Origin of the sequence: Burkholderia sp. Bp9140 (genome assembly GCF_003853425.1) — a bacterium.
Classification (GTDB): domain Bacteria; phylum Pseudomonadota; class Gammaproteobacteria; order Burkholderiales; family Burkholderiaceae; genus Burkholderia.
Genome location: NZ_QTPQ01000008.1, coordinates 30995 through 46652 on the forward strand (window position 1 = coordinate 30995; position 15658 = coordinate 46652).

A 15658-nucleotide genomic window follows, 5' to 3' on the forward strand; every position below is an offset into this window, starting at 1 on the left:
TGCACCTCTTTCTGCTTCTTCTATGTTTGAATTTGCTTCGCTGCGAACGGCATCATGCTGATGAGCAACGGCGTCGATACGAGAAGTGGCGAAGCCTGAGATGGCGGTCTACCTGGCCGCTCCAGTCGTCCCAAGGAGAGCACTGTGAAGAACAATCACTTCTCCATTCCCGCCTTGTTGGTCGCGGCCTGCCTGGCCGTCCCCATTGCAGGCTGGGCGCAATCGACAAGCCACATCATTATTGCCACCCCGGATGAGCTCAAATGGTCGGATTTCCCCCTGTTGCCCGGCGCCCAGATTGCGGTCATCGAAGGAAAAATGGATAAAAAGGGGCCCATCATAGCGCGCATTAAACTCCCGGCCGACGCCAAGGTGGCGCCCCACTGGCACCCGGGGATCGAGCGGGTAACCGTGTTATCCGGGACTTTCAACTACGGCATGGGCGACAAGCTCGAGCCGGAAAAGACAAGGTCATTGGGCCCGGGCAGCGTTATCGTGATGCAGCCCAAAATGCACCACTTCGCCTGGACCAAGGAAGAAACCGTCGTCCAGCTCAACGTGGAGGGGCCGTGGGGTATCACCTACGTCAATCCTGCTGACGATCCCAGGAAAAAATGAGCCTTTCAGTCCCGACGTCTGAACGTCTGGGCGCAAGCGCGCGAAGGACCGCTTCGGGTCGACTAGAGCCCACCGTATCTGGCAGCTACGGCCCAACCATGACCGTAGCCAATTGCACCAAATAGCGGCCTTTGACCAGTAGTCCTTATCGCGGTGGCTGCGATCGCCACGCGGGCGCGCTTGTGCGCGGGGCATTCGTCCCGGCGGCGATTACCTCCTGTCTTTACTTGGCTGCATCCTATATTTGTCGTTACGGGTTGCTTTGCGCGAGGAGGCGTTCCGTGAATCACATCCACATCGTCCGCGCCGTTTCGCGACTGGTGCTTCTGGGACTCACGCTTCAATCCGGCGTCGCGTTGAGCCAGCAGTCACTGGACCAGCAACTGGCCGGCGCATGGACGTATGTCTCCGTCGATACCGTCCGTCCGGATGGCAGCCGCACCCCCATGTACGGGCCCAATCCCCACGGTCTGGTGATCTTTGATGGCCATGGCCACTACGCGCTGGTGAATTCGCGCGGCGACTTGCCCAAATACGAATCCAACGATCGAATGAAGGGCAGTGCGGAGGAATACCGCGCCGTGGTGCAAGGTTCGATCGCCCACTTCGGCACTTACGTCGTCAACGAAGCAGATAAAACCATCACCTTTCGCATCGATACGAGCACGTTCCCGAACTGGAACGGGGTCGAGCAGCGCAGGCCGTTCGTCCTCTCGGGCGATGAGCTCAGGTGGACGACGCCTGCAGCCTCCGGGGGCGGCTCGGGAGAGGTCGTGCTGAGGCGAGCCAAATGACTTCGAGCGCGGGCCGGGTAGTCGCCGTCGTGCCCCCGGGGATGACCGAGCCCAAAGTGAACCGCCCCGTCTTGGCGTGCTGCATCGATACCGGCAAGCAAAGCAATCGATCGGAAAGATGGGTACCACGTTGAGGCTAATCCAGCGTTCGGCCGGGTGCCGGCCGACTGTTAATTCGGACGTCTGGTTTTCGTAGGGTCAGTGACGGTAGTGGGTCGGCTACGGCCGGCCGTGTCTGGCAGCTACCGGCCATGAAGCGCCCTTCACTTGGAACGCAGCCCAGTCATTCCGGCGTCGGCTGTGCCTTGGAAACGGCCAGTCAGTCCGCTGATCTGGTACAAATTTAGCGGGTGCGGTGCGCAGCTCCGTCTGTTCGATCTCGTCGTAGTAGGTGCGGTGCCGCCCTAAGCTTGTGCCTGCCCGCCGCCTCTGTCTAACCTGCACGCCATGCCAGGCAAGGGTGCGCAGCCAGGCAGGCCGCATCGCTTCGTCTGCAGAACGGGCCGCCTAGTAAAACAGTTACAAGATAAGTATTGACGCTGGCACCACCCGGCGGGTACCGTCGGCGTCCGAAGTTCAAGAAGTTCGATTGCTGTTCATCAATTGCTCGCTCCTCAGCGGTATTCGTTGTCCTCTCCCTCCTTGAAGCTTCACACACTCTTTAACAGAGTAAATCTTCGTATTTTTCCTCAAGGATTCTTCATGGATACCGGCACCGTTAAGTGGTTCAACGACAGCAAAGGCTTTGGCTTCATTACCCCGGACAAGGGCGGTGACGACCTGTTCGCTCACTTCTCCGAAATCAGGGGCGACGGCTTCAAGACGCTGACTGAAAATCAGAAGGTGAGCTTCGAAACGAAGCAAGGCCCGAAGGGACTGCAAGCTGCTAACATCAAGCCGCTGTAAAGTTGAAGGGCCCGGCCTCCCGCGACGGATGCCGGGTTGCAGCGACACCCTCGCGGAGCTTTGTCTCCCTCAGTTGGCGCGATCGCTCCTGGTTGGCATCTGTTTATTGAGCAGCTTGCCAAGCGCCATACGCCTCGTTGCACCTCATTCTCCCCTCAGGTTTCAACGCCATTTTTCGCTTTTCGACTGCGCCAGAATTCGGCTCGAATGGCTTTGAATCTGCGCACCCGTGTACTTTTCGCACGGCACGCGCGCACTCAAATATCATTAAAATTAAAATGCAAGACAAACAAATTCAACAATACAACGGCTATGCCGTCCAACCTTCGGCGCATTGTTTGCCCGACGGTAGCTTTTCATCCAACCTGCTGCTCGAATGCATCGATAGCGCGCGAGCGGAAGGCCGCTACTGGTTCTATTCGCTCGATTACTTCAAGAGTGAAGATCAGGCGTTGCAGCACTCGACCCACTGGGCACGCAACTGGGTCGACACGCGCGGCTAAAGACGACGCCACGGCTCGAAACACCCAACGCATCTGAGGCACCACGGTAGGTGCAACAAGGCGCGCCCGAACATCACGCGGGATCCCGAACTGCGCATCGTCGGCACGCATGGCTGACAACCCCCTTCCTTCTGGCTCCGCCGATAGTGGCGGGGCAGATGGCGGCCTTCGGTTACAATACGGGGCTAGTTCGCTTCGCACAGCACCGAAAAGACGCGTGTTGGTTAGTCGCGTATCTTCCTTTGATTGGTAGTCCTGTGAAGCCAGCGGTAACAGTGCTCGCTGGACTGCACGCCCCGACTCGCATCGGACCGGTATTGCGCGAGCCGCTGTGCCTGACCAATCCCCTCGCGTACCTATCTGTGCCACGACGCTGCGTGCACATCTACATCACCACTGGCCATTGCTGCCGGATGTCAACAAAGGAAAAAATTGACTACCGTAATTCTGAAACCCGACGAGCCCGTGGAAGTTGCATTACGCCGTTTCCGTCGCGCTATCGAGCGCACCGGCTTAATTCCAGAGCTTCGTGCCCGGACAGCCTATGAAAAACCTACGGCAGAACGCAAACGCAAAAAGGCTGCTGCAGTGGCACGCCTGCGCAAGCAGATCAAACGGTCGTTGCCGCCGAAAAAGCGGTACTGACCGGGAACTGCCGGGCAGCCATGCTGAAGCGGCCGTCTAGTGTCCAGCCGGGCATCTCGCGTAACCTCCCATGGGGAACCGGCAAACAGGGCCCTTACGACGTCACAGAGTAGTTAACAATCTCAGTTGGTGCTCGGTCTCATTTCCTTGAACCAGGGTGTAGAAACACGGGCACTGACGTTCGGTCATTGAGAAGCCTTCGATGTCGGCGAAGCTGTCCCAAAGCACGTCCTCGATGGACGTCAGCTTGCCGCGCGCCTTGGCGAACGCGCACAATTGGCGACTTGCTTCGCGGCGAAGCAACCGGCGATCGGCATTCAAGACGTAGGGCGCGCAACCAGTTCGAATAACCAGATAATGAGGAACGGAATGTCGGTCGATTCTCATTGACTGCTCCGGCTTCGTCCGGCCTTCATCGTATGAGCGGCTTGTTTTGACCGCTTCCGACTGCCGTTCGATCTGATTGGGCCTCCGCCCGAAACGAATCGTCGCGTTGGCGGGGGCGGCGCCGATATCGGGCCGTGCTTGCTGTATCCCCTACTGGGCGTATCGACGCAGCGACGATCCGTGTCTTCCGTGCGTTACGTCATTGCCGACGTGGCCCCGGACCGCAGCCACTTCGCGCTGGCGGCACCTAGCTGCATCGACCGGCAAATCGAACTGCCTCAATACATCTTCTTTGGCAGTTTTGACCGCCGAATGCGCTGGCGCTGCCGCGCAACGGCAGTTGCCTTCTTACGCTTGCGTTCGGCCGTCGGTTTTTCATAAGCCATCCGCGATCGCAGTTCCTTCCGCAAACCGGTATTTTCAATGGCCGCTGCGGAAGTGGCGCAGCGCGACTTCGAGCGGTTCATTTAGCTTGGGAGTTGGAGTCAAATCAAACCTTGAGCTCGCCTCGAACGACGTAGTCGGCCTCACATACGAACGTGTGGAGGATGTTCGTCGCTGTTGGTGCGTGAGCTAGTTACAAGTCGGCAACGGATGCGCCATTCACTTTTCCGTCGATGATATCTCTGCCTCGCTGATAGGCGCTCCTTCTGGCTACTCCGAAGTCGGAGACGGCGTTCTCCAACTGGAGCCGAAACACACGGCTACCGTGTGGCCCGGCCCCGGCTCGACAAATGCGTACCGCAACGTCATAGCCTTCCGCATACCTGGAATGCGCATCAAAACGGGGGAACGGGCGTGAAAATACCAACGGATAAAGTTCGAACCCCTTGTAGATGCTCGGTTGTAGAGTCGACATAACAATTTTCTCAGACAAGGGGATCCCTGACTATACACGCCTTTTGTCGCGCGAAAAGACCGACGGATCGACGACGCCAGGACCCTTGTGCTCAGTCATTTGAACGGCTGATTGTCCCTAGAAGCTGCCCTTGACTGGGCCGCTGAGCGAGTGGCAAAGATGGGTTGAATCCGCAGTCGAAAGCGGCTGCTTCGGCTGGACGCTATAGGCCATTTTTTCCCGCCCGTTTACATTCCAGCGCCGATGTCCTCGCGACAACCATGCTCCGCGCAAGCCAACCACGTCCCCTCCGCCTCCCCCAACCCCCACACCCCCCTCAATCGAAATACGGCGCCAACACCCCCTCGATCCAGTCCATGAACGCCCGCACGCGCGGCGACAGATTGCGCCGATGGGCCACGACGAGCGACGCGGCGAGCGGCTCGGGACGCAGATCCGGCAGCACCTCCACCAGCGCACCGCTTTCGATGTGATTCGCGACCCCTGAATAGCCGGCCTGGATCAACCCGATGCCGGCAAGCCCTGCCGCGTGATACGTCTGCACGCTGTTGACCTGCATCGCGCTCGGCAATGCAAGCGTCGCGTAGCCGTTGCCGTTCGGATATTCCCATCCGGGATGCCGGGCACCGAGTGTCAGCGTGTAGTGGACCATCCGGTGTCCCTGGTCGAGCAGATCGTCGAGCGTGTGCGGGACGCCATACCGCGCCAGATAGCCGGGGCTCGCCGCATTGATCATCCGCAGCCGGCCCAACGGCCGGGCGACCAGCGTCTCGTCCACGATCGGACCCAGACGGATCACGCAATCGAATCCTTCCTGGACGAGATCGACACGCCGATCGGTGCTCGAAAGCTCGAGCTCCAGCTCGGGATGCACCGCCATCAGTTGCGGTAATGCGGGAACCACGACGCTGCGTGCCAGCTCGGTCGGCATGTCGACGCGCAACCTTCCCCGCAGGCGTGTGCCGTTGCCGGAGAACATCGATTGCAATTCCTGTACTTCGGCCAGCAGGTCCCGGGCGCGCGCATAGAAGGCGCGTCCGTCCTCGGTCAGCTGCACGCTTCTCGTGGTCCGATGCAACAGCGCAACGCCCACGTCGCGCTCGAGCCTGCGGATCACCATCGACACACGTCCTTTCTGGATGCCCAGGCTTTCGGCGGCCCGCGTGAAGCTCGTCATCTCGGCGACACGGGCAAAGATCAAAAGCGCGTCAAGGTTTTGCATTGTTCACCCTGGGAGTAACAGAACGTTCAATCGGTCGTCATTTATAACGCAGTTGCGACTCAGTAGAGTGCTTTCCGATGTCGTCATCCCCGACGGCAACCTGAACGAAAGGGCGCAACCATGACGCAACACACCACGCCGGTTAAGGCGGTCGTCGTCTACCACTCCGGCTATGGGCATACCGAACGCATGGCGAGGGCCGCCGCCGAGGGCGCCGGCGCCGTACTCGTCGCCATCGACGCCGACGGAAATATTGCAGAGGACGCGTGGGCTGCGCTTGCCGGCGCCGATGCCATCCTGTTCGGCTCGCCGACCTACATGGGCGGCCCCAGCTGGCAGTTCAAGAAGTTCGCCGACGCATCGTCGAAGGCCTGGTTCGACGGCGCGTGGCGCAACAAGATCTTCGGCGGCTTTACCAACAGCGCAAGCATCAACGGCGACAAGCTCAATACGCTCGAATACTTCGTGCTGCTCGCCGGGCAGCATGGCGGCATCTGGGCGAGCATGGACATCAAGCCGGCCAACCTGAAGGCCTCGATGCGCGACGACCTGAATCGCATGGGTGCCTATCTCGCGCCGATGGCGCAGACGCCGGCCGACGCGTCGCCCGGCGAGATGTCGGCGGGGGACCTCGAGACGGCACGCCGCTATGGCGCACGCGTCGCAACGATCGCCGGACAGTTTCGGGCAGGGCAAGCTCGAATCAGCTGAAATCCGGGTATGCGGGGCGCGCCGGACCGGACGCCGCCGCATTCCTTCCAGCCAATTAATCCAGAAGGAAACGGGCATGAAATACAAGCAACTGGGCCGCACCGGCCTGTATGTCTCCGAGCTGTGTCTCGGCACGATGACGCTGGGCGGCAATGCCGATGCCGGCATGTGGGCGGCGATCGGCGCGGTCGGCCAGGACGACGCGACCCGGCTGATCTCCCGCGCACTGGCCGAGGGAATCAACTTCATCGATACCGCCGACATTTACTCGTTCGGTCAGTCGGAACGCCTCGTCGGACAAGCACTGCGGGATCTCGGCGTGCCGCGCGGCGAGATCGTGCTGGCGACGAAGACGGCCGGCGTGATGGGCCCGAAACCCAACGATCAGGGCGCGTCGCGCGGCCACATCATGGATTCCGTGCAGCGAAGCCTGGAACGACTGCAGGTCGACCATATCGACCTTTACCAGATCCATGCGAACGATTCCGTCACGCCGATCGAAGAGACGCTGCGCGCGCTCGACGATCTGACGCGCCAGGGGCTGGTTCGCCATGTCGGTGTCTCGAACTGGCGCGCCGGAAAGATCGGCAAGGCGCTCGGACTCAGCGAAGCGCTTCGTGCGACGCGCTTCGAGACGCTCCAGGCCTACTACTCGATCGCCGGACGTGACGTGGAGCGCGAACTGGTGCCGCTCGCGATCGAGGAGCGGATGGGGCTGCTCGTCTGGTCGCCGCTCGCCGGCGGATTGCTTTCGGGGAAGTTTGGTCCCGGGGCGCCGACCGAAGAAGGGTCGCGGCGCAGCCATTTCGATTTCCCGCCGGTCGATCTCGAGCGGGCCTGGCCGTGCGTCGCAGCGATGCGCGCGATCGCCGATGAGCGAGGTGTCTCGGTCGCCCGGATCGCGCTCGCATGGCTACTCGCCAAGCCGCATGTCACGAGCGTCATCATCGGTGCCAAACGGGTCGAGCAACTCGACGACAATCTCGGCGCGGTCGATGTCGTCCTGACCGACGACGAGCTTGCGCATCTCGACGCCGTGAGTGCCTTGCCGCCCTGTTATCCCGGCTGGATGATCGATCGTCAGGCGGCGGGCAGGCTCCCCCGGCCGTTCACGCGCACCGCATCGCAATAGGACCGGCAACGCCGGATCCATCCCTGCGCGTCAAAGCGATGCACCGCCGCACATGACGATCTGCTGCCCCGTGATCGCGCTCGCGTCCGGGCTCAGCAGGAAGCCGGTCAGCGCGGCGACTTCCTCGGGCGTGATGAATCGTCCGATCGGCGGAAGGCGGGGAGGCGTTGCCGCGCGCGCCGGATCACGCAGGAACGGCGTGTCCGTCGCGCCGGGCGCGACGACATTGACGGTGATGCCCTTCGGCGCGAGTTCCGCAGCCCAGGACCGCGCCAGGCCCACCAGCGCGGATTTGGTCGCCGCATACTGGCTGCGCGTGGCCGCGCCGCTGGCGGTGCGGCTGCCCAGCAGCACGATGCGTCCGCCGGCGGGCATCCGCGGCACCAGACGATCGGCGAGAAAGGTGGCGGACTCGACGTGCAGGCGCCACATTGCCGTTCCGTCCTCGTGTGACAGCTGACCGAGCGGCGCGGTACGCATGAAACCGGCCGCATGCACCAGCGCGTCCGCCGCACCCAGTTCGTCGCATACGGGCCCGAGGACCGCGAAGTCGGTGACGTCGACCGGCACGATGTTCAGCGCATCGCGGGTCGTTTCAATGTGGGAGCGGCACAGTCCCGTGACGCGCCAGCCGTCGGACAGCAGACGGTCGACGATGGCCCGTCCGATTCCCGACGATGCGCCCGTGACGACTGCATGGCGCGAACCCGAACCCGAACCCGTCTGCTCCAATCGACCCACGATTGCTCCTGCTACGGTTGAACCTGCGTTGACCCGGCGGATGCAGGCGTCGCCTTCGTGCTGACCGCATGAACCGTGATCCGCGCCTGCGAATGGAACGGGTCGAGCTGCTCGGGCAGGGCTGCGTCATCCGTCACGAGCGTCCAGTCGCGCTCGAGCGGCGTCCAGTGCTGCTGGCTCGCGCGCCCGAGCTTGTCCGCGGTCACGAGCACGTAGACCTCGGCGGCCTGCCGCATCACGCACTCCTTCAGATACGATTGCTCGCTGCTCGCCTCGCACAACCCCAGTTCGGCGACCACGCCGTCGGCGCCGAGGAACGCCTTGTCGACGCTCAGGCGGCTCAGCGCGATCTGCGCGAGCGGCCCCATCGTGCTCATGCTGGACGAGCGGACGTCGCCGCCGATCACCGTCACCGGAACACCTGACGACGCGAGCGGGCTCACGACCAGCAGGTTGTTGGTGACGACGTGAACGGCTGTCCGGCCGGCAAGCAGGCGCGCCAGCGCCGCGGTCGTGGTGCCGCCGTCGAGGAACACGGTGTCGCCGTCCTCGACGAACGCGCTCGCCGCGTGCGCGATCGCTTCCTTCTGCTCCTGCGAACTGACGCGCCGCTCCTCGAGCGAGAGCTCCGGCTCATGGCCGCCGACCGCGGCGGCGCCGCCGTACGTGCGCAGAATGCGACGGTCGCTCGCGAGCGCACGCAGATCCCGGCGAACGGTCGCTTCCGACATTCCGAAGTGCTCGCACAACGTCGCAACGTCCGTCATGCCACCGAGCACGGCCTGCAGCATCGCCTCCCGGCGCCTGGTCACTTTCATGTGCGTGAATTCCTGGTCTGATCGCATTGGCGCGCAAGTCCGCGCATCCCGACCGACAAGTTTATCGAATTGCCGCAGTGACGGGCCAGTTGCACCGGCGGGCGTCATCGACCGCGAACCCACGCTTCGTCGACGCGCACGTACTTGATCTTCTGGCGGAACCAGGTGAAGGCGATGTGCAATGCTCCGTCGCGCGACTGCACGATGGACGGATACGAATACTCGCGGTTGCGCTGGTCCGCGGAGTTGTTGGTCATGCAGTACCCGTCGCCGATTTCCAGGTTGCGGCGGCGCCGCCAGGTCCTGCCGCCGTCTTCCGAGATGGCCAGCGACATCGGCGCGCGCGGCGCGCCCCAGAAGGCGGTGCCGCGCGCGGACGCCTTCTGGTCGCGCAGCTCGCCGCTGTCCTCCGAGTCTTCGATGTCGTCGTACAGGGACGCGCGCCGCTCGTTGCCGTGCGACGCATCGCTCTCGTTGAACACGAGTGCGAGGTGACCGTTGTGCAACACCGTGAACTGAACCGACGAGTTGTTGTTCGGCACCCCGGTCGGCTCGGGCCGGCTCCACGCGCGGCCATCCGTCGAGCGGCTCGCGTAGACGAAGTCCGCCCAGCGGCTGCGGTAAAGCGCCAGCAGCGAGCCGTCGTGCAGCACGTGAACGTTCATGTGCACGCACCCGACGCTGTCCGGTACGTCATGCAGCGCCCACGACGCGCCCTGGTCGTCGGAGACCATGACCGCGCTGACGTCGTCGTTGCCGACCCAGCGCTCGCCGGGCTCCGTGCGGCACAGGAAGACGGGGCAAATCCACGTGCCGTCGTCGAGGGCGATGATCGGCTGGCGGACGAACGTCCCCGGGCGATCGAACAGGGTTTCGACGGGGCCCCAGGTGAGCCCGCCGTCCGTCGACACGCGGCGGCGAACGATCGCGGTGTTCTGATGGCCGGACAGTTGCGCGGTGTAGATCAGCCACAGGCGGCCGTCCGGTGCGGTGAACAGCACCGGGTTCTGTTCCGAGCGGGTCGGGTCGTCCGACAGCTTCCGGGGCGGCGACCACGCGTTCGTCCCGGCCGCGAGACGCGACAGGTAGATGGAGACGTCGGGAATGCCTTCCTGGGTACCGCCGAACCAGACGCACAGCAGGTCGCCGTTGTCGAGGCAGTGCAGGTTGGCCGCGTGGTTCTGCACGCAGGCGGTCGGCAGAAACGCTTCTTGCCGTTCCGCGTCGGCATACGCCGTGCGAACGCAGTGGTCCGACGCGGTGCTCGGCGCTTCAACGAGATTCGTGCTCATGAAATGTTCTCGAGTGGCGAGGTTAGTGCGATTCGCGATGCGTGAGCGGCTTGTCGCGAAGGTTCGAGCCCTCGCCATGAAACAACAGCTTGCCGATGATCAGCACGATCGCGGGCGTCACGAGTGCGACGTACATGTTGTCGATGCCGAACGGGTTGCCGAGCAGGTACCAGGCCGTCGTGGCGACCGTCGCGACGATGAGCGCCGAGACGGCGCCGCGCTTGCCGCTGAAGAACGGCAGGTAGATGCCGATCAGCGCGACGACCGATACGGACAGGCGCAGCGCGCGGCTGAAGAACGACAGCGCGAGGATCTGCGGGACGAACAGCACGAAGATCAGCGGGAGGAAGCCGACGACCAGCGAGATCCAGCGCGTCATTCTCAGTTCGACGTCGGGCGTCGGCTTGAAGCGGGGCACATAGAAGTCCTTGACGATCAGCGAAGCGATCGCCAGCGCGACGGTGCAGACGCTCACGAAGATGGAGGCCACGAGCGACGTCGTGACGATGCCGGCCAGGATCGGGTTCATGTGCTGCAGGAACACCGGCAGCGCGTACAGGCTCTTGATGTCCGGATACAGGTACTTGGCCGCGACGCCGATGAAGCCGAGCGCGATCGCGATCGGCACGCACAGGAGCGCGGCGATCAGCGACGACGCGCGCGCACCCTCGGGGCTGCGGGTTGCCGAGATGGCCTGGATGATGAACTGCGTCGAGAAAATGGCGCCGGCCGTGCCGATGATCCATGCGCCGATCGTGCCGCCCGACAGCGACCCTGTCCACGTGAAATAGTGCGCGGGCATGTTCTGCGCCATCGGCTTGATGCCGCCCGACAGCTTCCACGCGACGCCGACCAGGATGGCGATGCCGAGCAGCTTCACGGCGCTGTGGACGATCGTCAGGTACGCGACGCTCTTGAGGCCGCCCCACACGAAGTAGATGGTGCTGACGATGGCGGTGATGACGGCGGCCGTCGGCAGGTTGATGCGCATGACCGTCGAGATCGCCGCCGCACCGCTCACGTAGTTGCCGACGTTCACCACGAACAGCGCGTAGATCATGATCGCCGAGACGGCGAGTTTCGCACCGTGGCCGTAGCGCTGGGCGATGAACCCGGAGATGGTGAATTCACCGGACGCATACAGGCGCTTGGCCATGAACAGCCCGAAGAAGAGGAAGCCGATGGCTGCCGCCAGGACCGACCACGAAGCGGCAATGCCGGCCGAGAAGGCTTCCTGCGAAGTCCCGACCGTCGATTTGGCGCCGATGAATTCCGACATCAGCAGGATGGCGACCACCAGCGCGGGCATCGAGCGCCCGGCCACCATGAACTGTTCGGAATTGCGGCTGCGCAGGCGAATGCTGATCAGGCTCGTAATCACAATGTAGGTGACAACCATGCCGATGATGGTGGCTGTTTCCCAATAACTGAAGGTGGCCATCGTTTGTCTCCACGTTACCTTCGGTTGATATGCGTTCGGGTGCGTCGGGCGATCCGGCATGTTCCTGCCGGTCTCGCCCCTTGGTCGATGCGTGTCGTTACATGTGCGGCTCAGGCGGCGCTCGCCACGGGTGACGGCTCGTTGCGCCGCGTCGCGAGGTCCACGGCCTGGCGGAAGGCCTCCAGCATGCTGCGTTCGTCGGCGATGCCCTTGCCGGCGATGTCGAAGGCGGTGCCGTGGTCGACCGACGTGCGGATGACCGGCAGGCCGACCGTCACGTTCACGCCGGCTTCGAGGCCCATCACCTTCACCGGCCCGTGTCCCTGGTCGTGATACATCGCGACGACCACGTCGAAATCGCCGCGGCCCGCACGGAAGAACAGCGTGTCCGCCGGCAGCGGGCCTTCCACGTCCCAGCCGCGCGCTTGAAGGACCTGGACCGCCGGAACGATCTTCTCCTCCTCTTCGCCGTAGCCGAACAGGCCGTTCTCGCCGGCATGGGGATTGATGCCGCATACGCCGATGCGCGGATTCGCGATGCCGGCGCGAACCAGCGTGTCATGTGCGCGCTCGATCGTGCGCTGCACGAGGCCCGGCTCGATCTTGCGAATCGCGTCGAGCAGGCCGATGTGCGTCGTCACGTGGATCACGCGAAGGTTGGGCGCGACCAGCATCATCGACACCTCGTCGATGCCCGTCAGATGCGCGAGCATTTCCGTGTGTCCGGGGAATATATGGCCGCCGGCATGCAACGCTTCCTTGTTGAGCGGGGCGGTGCAGATCGCATCGAGCTCGCCTTTCGACGTCAGCTCCACGGTGCGCGCGATGTATTGATACGCGGCGTCGCCGGCGATCGCGGAGAGCCTTCCATAAGGCAGGTCGGCCGGAATGAGCGCCATGTCGATGCAATCGACGACCCCCAGGCGGAACGCGCCGTCGGACGGCCTGCCGACGGTGCGAACGTCAAGCTCGATGCCCGCCCGGCGACCGGCGTCCCGCAGGCGCGCGGCGTCGCCGATGACGACGGGGCGGCACTGCTCGTACACGGACGCATGGGCAAGGCTCTTCATGATGATTTCCGGGCCGACGCCGGCCGCGTCGCCCATGGTGATGCCGATGATGGGGCGGTTGTCCATGGCAGTTTCCTTCACAGATTGGTTTGAGCGGTATCGGCCGTCTTGCCTTCATTCGCAAGCCGGCGCCACGCGTGATGGATCGATGCGGGCTGGCCGAAGCCGCCCGCCTTGGTCACGACGGGAAGTGTCCTGCCGTGCAGCCGGCATTCGAGCAGCGGCATGCCGTCCTCGATTTCGTCGACGACCCGCAAGGCGCTCGCGCCAGCCGCGGTGAGCAGTGCGCGCGCCGTTTCGCCGCCCGTCGCGATGATCGCGCCTGCGTAGCGCACGGCGGGCGCTAGCAAGGCTGCAAGACGGTTGCAGAACAGCAGGCCGTCCTGCACGTCGCCGCGCTGCGTCTGGCTCAACGAGACCACCACGTGCCGGCCGCGACGCAGGGCGTCGCATACGACCGTCGTCACGTTGCTGCGCGGGTCGTCCAGCGCGGAGACGGCGACCTCGAGCGCAACGAGGCTGGCGCCGGCGTGGGCCTTGAGGCAGTCCAGCTGCGCATGCGAGATGCTCGACATGCTGCCGACGACCGTGAGCACGGGCCCGTGCGGATCCTCGCTGCCGGCCGCCGGGCGGGTCGTGCTTCGGGTTGGCGCCAGCGTTTCGATGACGGCGGGGGCCAGGCCGGCCGAGCCCACCCAGAACACGTTGTCGAGCCTCGCCGATGCGCGGGCGATGCGTTGCAGGTCTGCATCGGACTCCGCGTCGCACACGACGGCTTGCACGCCATCGGCTTGCAGTTGCCGCATGCGTGCCGCGAGCGCGTCCGGTTCGCCGCGCACCGCGCCGATTGCCGCGTGTGCGACTCGCAGATCCTCGGCCGAAAGCAGCGCAACCAGATCGGCCTTGCCCGGGATGTTCTCGTTGCGCCAGTATTCGCTTGCTTCGACGGGCACGCCGCGAACCCATTGGCGTCCATCCCGCGTGGTGCGTCCGGATGCCGGGTAAGCGGGGCAGACGATCGCCATGCCAAGGTGCGACGTCAGCGCGGCGACCTCCGCCGCGACATTGCCTCGCAGCGTGGAATCCACCTTCTTGTAGAGGCGCGTGCCGGCATGCGACAGCGACTCGACGGCGGCGATGTTGCGTCGGGCGGCCACGTCCCTCGGCGCGCGGCGCGAGTCCACGTCGACCGACAGGATGCCGACGCCGCTCGTCGGCGCCGGTGCGTGCTCCGGGTCGAGCAGGACCATCGCCGTCAGTCCGTGCCGTAGCCCGGCCACCGCGCAATCGGCCGCGCCCGACAGGTCGTCGGCGACGATCAGGAGCCGTGCTGCGTGCTGTGCGAGCGGGCTCATGGCAGCAGGCGGCGGTAGATGGACTTCATGTCGTCGAGCGTCAGCGCCTTCGGATTGTTGCCGAGCAGGCGCTTGACCTTCGATGCCGCGAGCGCGAGCGCGTCGAGATGCGCTTCGGACACGCCGAACTTGCGCAGGTCCTGCGGAATGTCGACGGCAGCCGTCCATTCCACCATCTTGTCGATCAGCTTGCGTGCCGCGACCGCGTCCGGGTCCGTGTTCGACGCCAGGTCGAGTGCGCGCGCAACGTTCGACAGCCGGCCTTCGATCGCATCGAGATTGAAGGCCATCACGTGCGGCAGGAGCATCGCGTTTGCGACGCCGTGCGTGACGTTGAACATCCCGCCGAGCGGGTAGGCCAGTGCATGCACGGCGGCCGTGCCGGCGGCGGTGAGCGCGAGGCCGCCGTACATCGACCCGAGCATCATCGCTTCGCGTGCTTTCAGCGACTGGCCGTTTTCGTACGCGTCGACGATGTTCGCGCCGATCAGGCGCATCGACTCCATCGCATACATGTCGCTGATCGGATTCGCCTTCGTCGAGATGTACGATTCGAGCGCGTGCACGAACGCGTCCATGCCGGTCGCGGCCGTGATCGGCTGCGGCAGGCCGAGCGTCAGTTCGGCATCCAGAATGACGATCTGCGGCAGCAGGTGACGGCTGACGATCCCCACCTTCAACGATTCGTCCGGCAGCGTCACGATCGCGTTGGGGGTGACCTCGGAGCCGGTGCCGGCGGTCGTCGGCACCAGAATCATCGGCACGCCGGGGTGTTTGATGAGGTCGATGCCGAGCCAGTTGCGCAGCGGTTCGTCGTTGGTCAGCCGGACCGCGAACAGCTTCGCCGCATCGAGCACGCTGCCGCCGCCGATGGAAAGAATCGCTTGCGGTGCGAAAGGCTCGATCTGCTCCTTGTACACCGTCTCGACGTTGCCGATGGTCGGCTCCGGCTCGACGCCGCGAATGATGCGCACCTCGACGTCCTTCACCTTGAGCGATTCGATCACGCGATCGGCGACCCCCAGCGCTTCCATCGCGGGTTGCGTGATCAGCGCGATGCGCTCGACCGGCGTATCGAGCAGCGACAGCTTGTCAGGCAGCGTGTCGAGGCTGCCGGCGCCGTGGACGATGTGCTTGACTGTCTGGAAGTGATAAGTCGTCATG

General features: G+C 64.0%; 17 protein-coding genes and 1 pseudogene. 7 read left to right on the forward strand and 11 right to left on the reverse strand.

Annotated features, from left to right (window positions below; genetic code table 11):
• Positions 1-144 precede the first annotated feature (144 nt).
• The 5 genes from DIE21_RS08840 (at position 145) to rpsU (DIE21_RS08860) (ending at position 3466) form a co-directional block, all read left to right on the forward strand.
• The gene (locus tag DIE21_RS08840) at positions 145-618 is read left to right on the forward strand and encodes a cupin domain-containing protein (protein WP_221622366.1); all 474 of its coding nucleotides are present in this window, start codon (positions 145-147) and stop codon (positions 616-618) included.
• Between the two features lie 281 nt (positions 619-899).
• Entirely contained in the window at positions 900-1412 is a 513-nt protein-coding gene (locus DIE21_RS08845; protein WP_124497337.1) for a lipocalin-like domain-containing protein, read from the forward strand.
• Between the two features lie 702 nt (positions 1413-2114).
• Complete coding sequence (locus tag DIE21_RS08850) at positions 2115-2318, forward strand: cold-shock protein (protein WP_124497338.1); 204 nt, start codon at positions 2115-2117, stop codon at positions 2316-2318.
• A 278-nt stretch (positions 2319-2596) separates the two neighbouring features.
• Complete coding sequence (locus DIE21_RS08855) at positions 2597-2821, forward strand: hypothetical protein (protein WP_124497339.1); 225 nt, start codon at positions 2597-2599, stop codon at positions 2819-2821.
• Positions 2822-3253: 432 nt separating this feature from the next.
• Positions 3254-3466 (forward strand): 30S ribosomal protein S21, encoded by a 213-nt coding sequence (gene rpsU / locus DIE21_RS08860; protein WP_091997207.1) that lies wholly within the window; start codon positions 3254-3256, stop codon positions 3464-3466.
• 102 nt (positions 3467-3568) lie between these two features.
• Here the strand turns inward: rpsU (DIE21_RS08860) and DIE21_RS08865 are convergent, their stop codons facing one another.
• The 4 genes and pseudogenes from DIE21_RS08865 to DIE21_RS08880 all read right to left on the reverse strand — a co-directional run bounded on the left by DIE21_RS08865 (position 3569) and on the right by DIE21_RS08880 (position 5934).
• Positions 3569-3853 carry a hypothetical protein gene (locus DIE21_RS08865; protein ID WP_124497340.1) on the reverse strand — a complete coding sequence of 95 codons (285 nt, stop codon included), beginning with the start codon at positions 3851-3853 and terminating at the stop codon, positions 3569-3571.
• 278 nt (positions 3854-4131) lie between these two features.
• Positions 4132-4342: pseudogene (rpsU, locus tag DIE21_RS08870) on the reverse strand (30S ribosomal protein S21).
• Between the two features lie 88 nt (positions 4343-4430).
• Complete coding sequence (locus DIE21_RS37690) at positions 4431-4712, reverse strand: hypothetical protein (RefSeq protein ID WP_124497341.1); 282 nt, start codon at positions 4710-4712, stop codon at positions 4431-4433.
• A 316-nt stretch (positions 4713-5028) separates the two neighbouring features.
• Positions 5029-5934, reverse strand: coding sequence for a LysR family transcriptional regulator (locus tag DIE21_RS08880; RefSeq protein WP_124497342.1), 906 nt, complete (start codon positions 5932-5934; stop codon positions 5029-5031).
• 120 nt (positions 5935-6054) lie between these two features.
• Between DIE21_RS08880 and DIE21_RS08885 the strand changes: the two genes are divergently transcribed.
• Both DIE21_RS08885 and DIE21_RS08890 read left to right on the forward strand, forming a co-directional pair.
• Complete coding sequence (locus DIE21_RS08885) at positions 6055-6645, forward strand: flavodoxin family protein (RefSeq protein ID WP_124497343.1); 591 nt, start codon at positions 6055-6057, stop codon at positions 6643-6645.
• A gap of 76 nt (positions 6646-6721) precedes the next feature.
• Positions 6722-7777 carry an aldo/keto reductase gene (locus tag DIE21_RS08890; RefSeq protein ID WP_124497344.1) on the forward strand — a complete coding sequence of 352 codons (1056 nt, stop codon included), beginning with the start codon at positions 6722-6724 and terminating at the stop codon, positions 7775-7777.
• A gap of 30 nt (positions 7778-7807) precedes the next feature.
• Here DIE21_RS08890 and DIE21_RS08895 read toward each other — a convergent pair whose 3' ends face one another.
• From DIE21_RS08895 to DIE21_RS08925, 7 genes are all read right to left on the reverse strand, one after another.
• A complete protein-coding gene (locus tag DIE21_RS08895; protein WP_185642745.1) occupies positions 7808-8518 on the reverse strand; it encodes an SDR family NAD(P)-dependent oxidoreductase in 711 nt (236 codons plus the stop codon).
• Positions 8519-8529: 11 nt separating this feature from the next.
• On the reverse strand, positions 8530-9336 hold the full coding sequence (locus tag DIE21_RS08900; RefSeq protein WP_124497345.1) for a DeoR/GlpR family DNA-binding transcription regulator: 807 nt from the start codon (positions 9334-9336) through the stop codon (positions 8530-8532).
• Between the two features lie 104 nt (positions 9337-9440).
• On the reverse strand, positions 9441-10628 hold the full coding sequence (locus tag DIE21_RS08905; protein ID WP_124497346.1) for an exo-alpha-sialidase: 1188 nt from the start codon (positions 10626-10628) through the stop codon (positions 9441-9443).
• 22 nt (positions 10629-10650) lie between these two features.
• On the reverse strand, positions 10651-12069 hold the full coding sequence (locus DIE21_RS08910; protein WP_124497347.1) for a sodium:solute symporter family protein: 1419 nt from the start codon (positions 12067-12069) through the stop codon (positions 10651-10653).
• Positions 12070-12179: 110 nt separating this feature from the next.
• Complete coding sequence (pdxA, locus tag DIE21_RS08915; protein ID WP_124497348.1) at positions 12180-13205, reverse strand: 4-hydroxythreonine-4-phosphate dehydrogenase PdxA; 1026 nt, start codon at positions 13203-13205, stop codon at positions 12180-12182.
• Between the two features lie 11 nt (positions 13206-13216).
• Entirely contained in the window at positions 13217-14494 is a 1278-nt protein-coding gene (locus tag DIE21_RS08920) for a four-carbon acid sugar kinase family protein (protein ID WP_124497349.1), read from the reverse strand.
• The gene (locus DIE21_RS08925; protein WP_124497350.1) at positions 14491-15657 is read right to left on the reverse strand and encodes an iron-containing alcohol dehydrogenase; all 1167 of its coding nucleotides are present in this window, start codon (positions 15655-15657) and stop codon (positions 14491-14493) included. Before DIE21_RS08925 ends, DIE21_RS08920 begins: the two co-directional genes overlap by 4 nt.
• Position 15658: the final 1 nt, after the last annotated feature.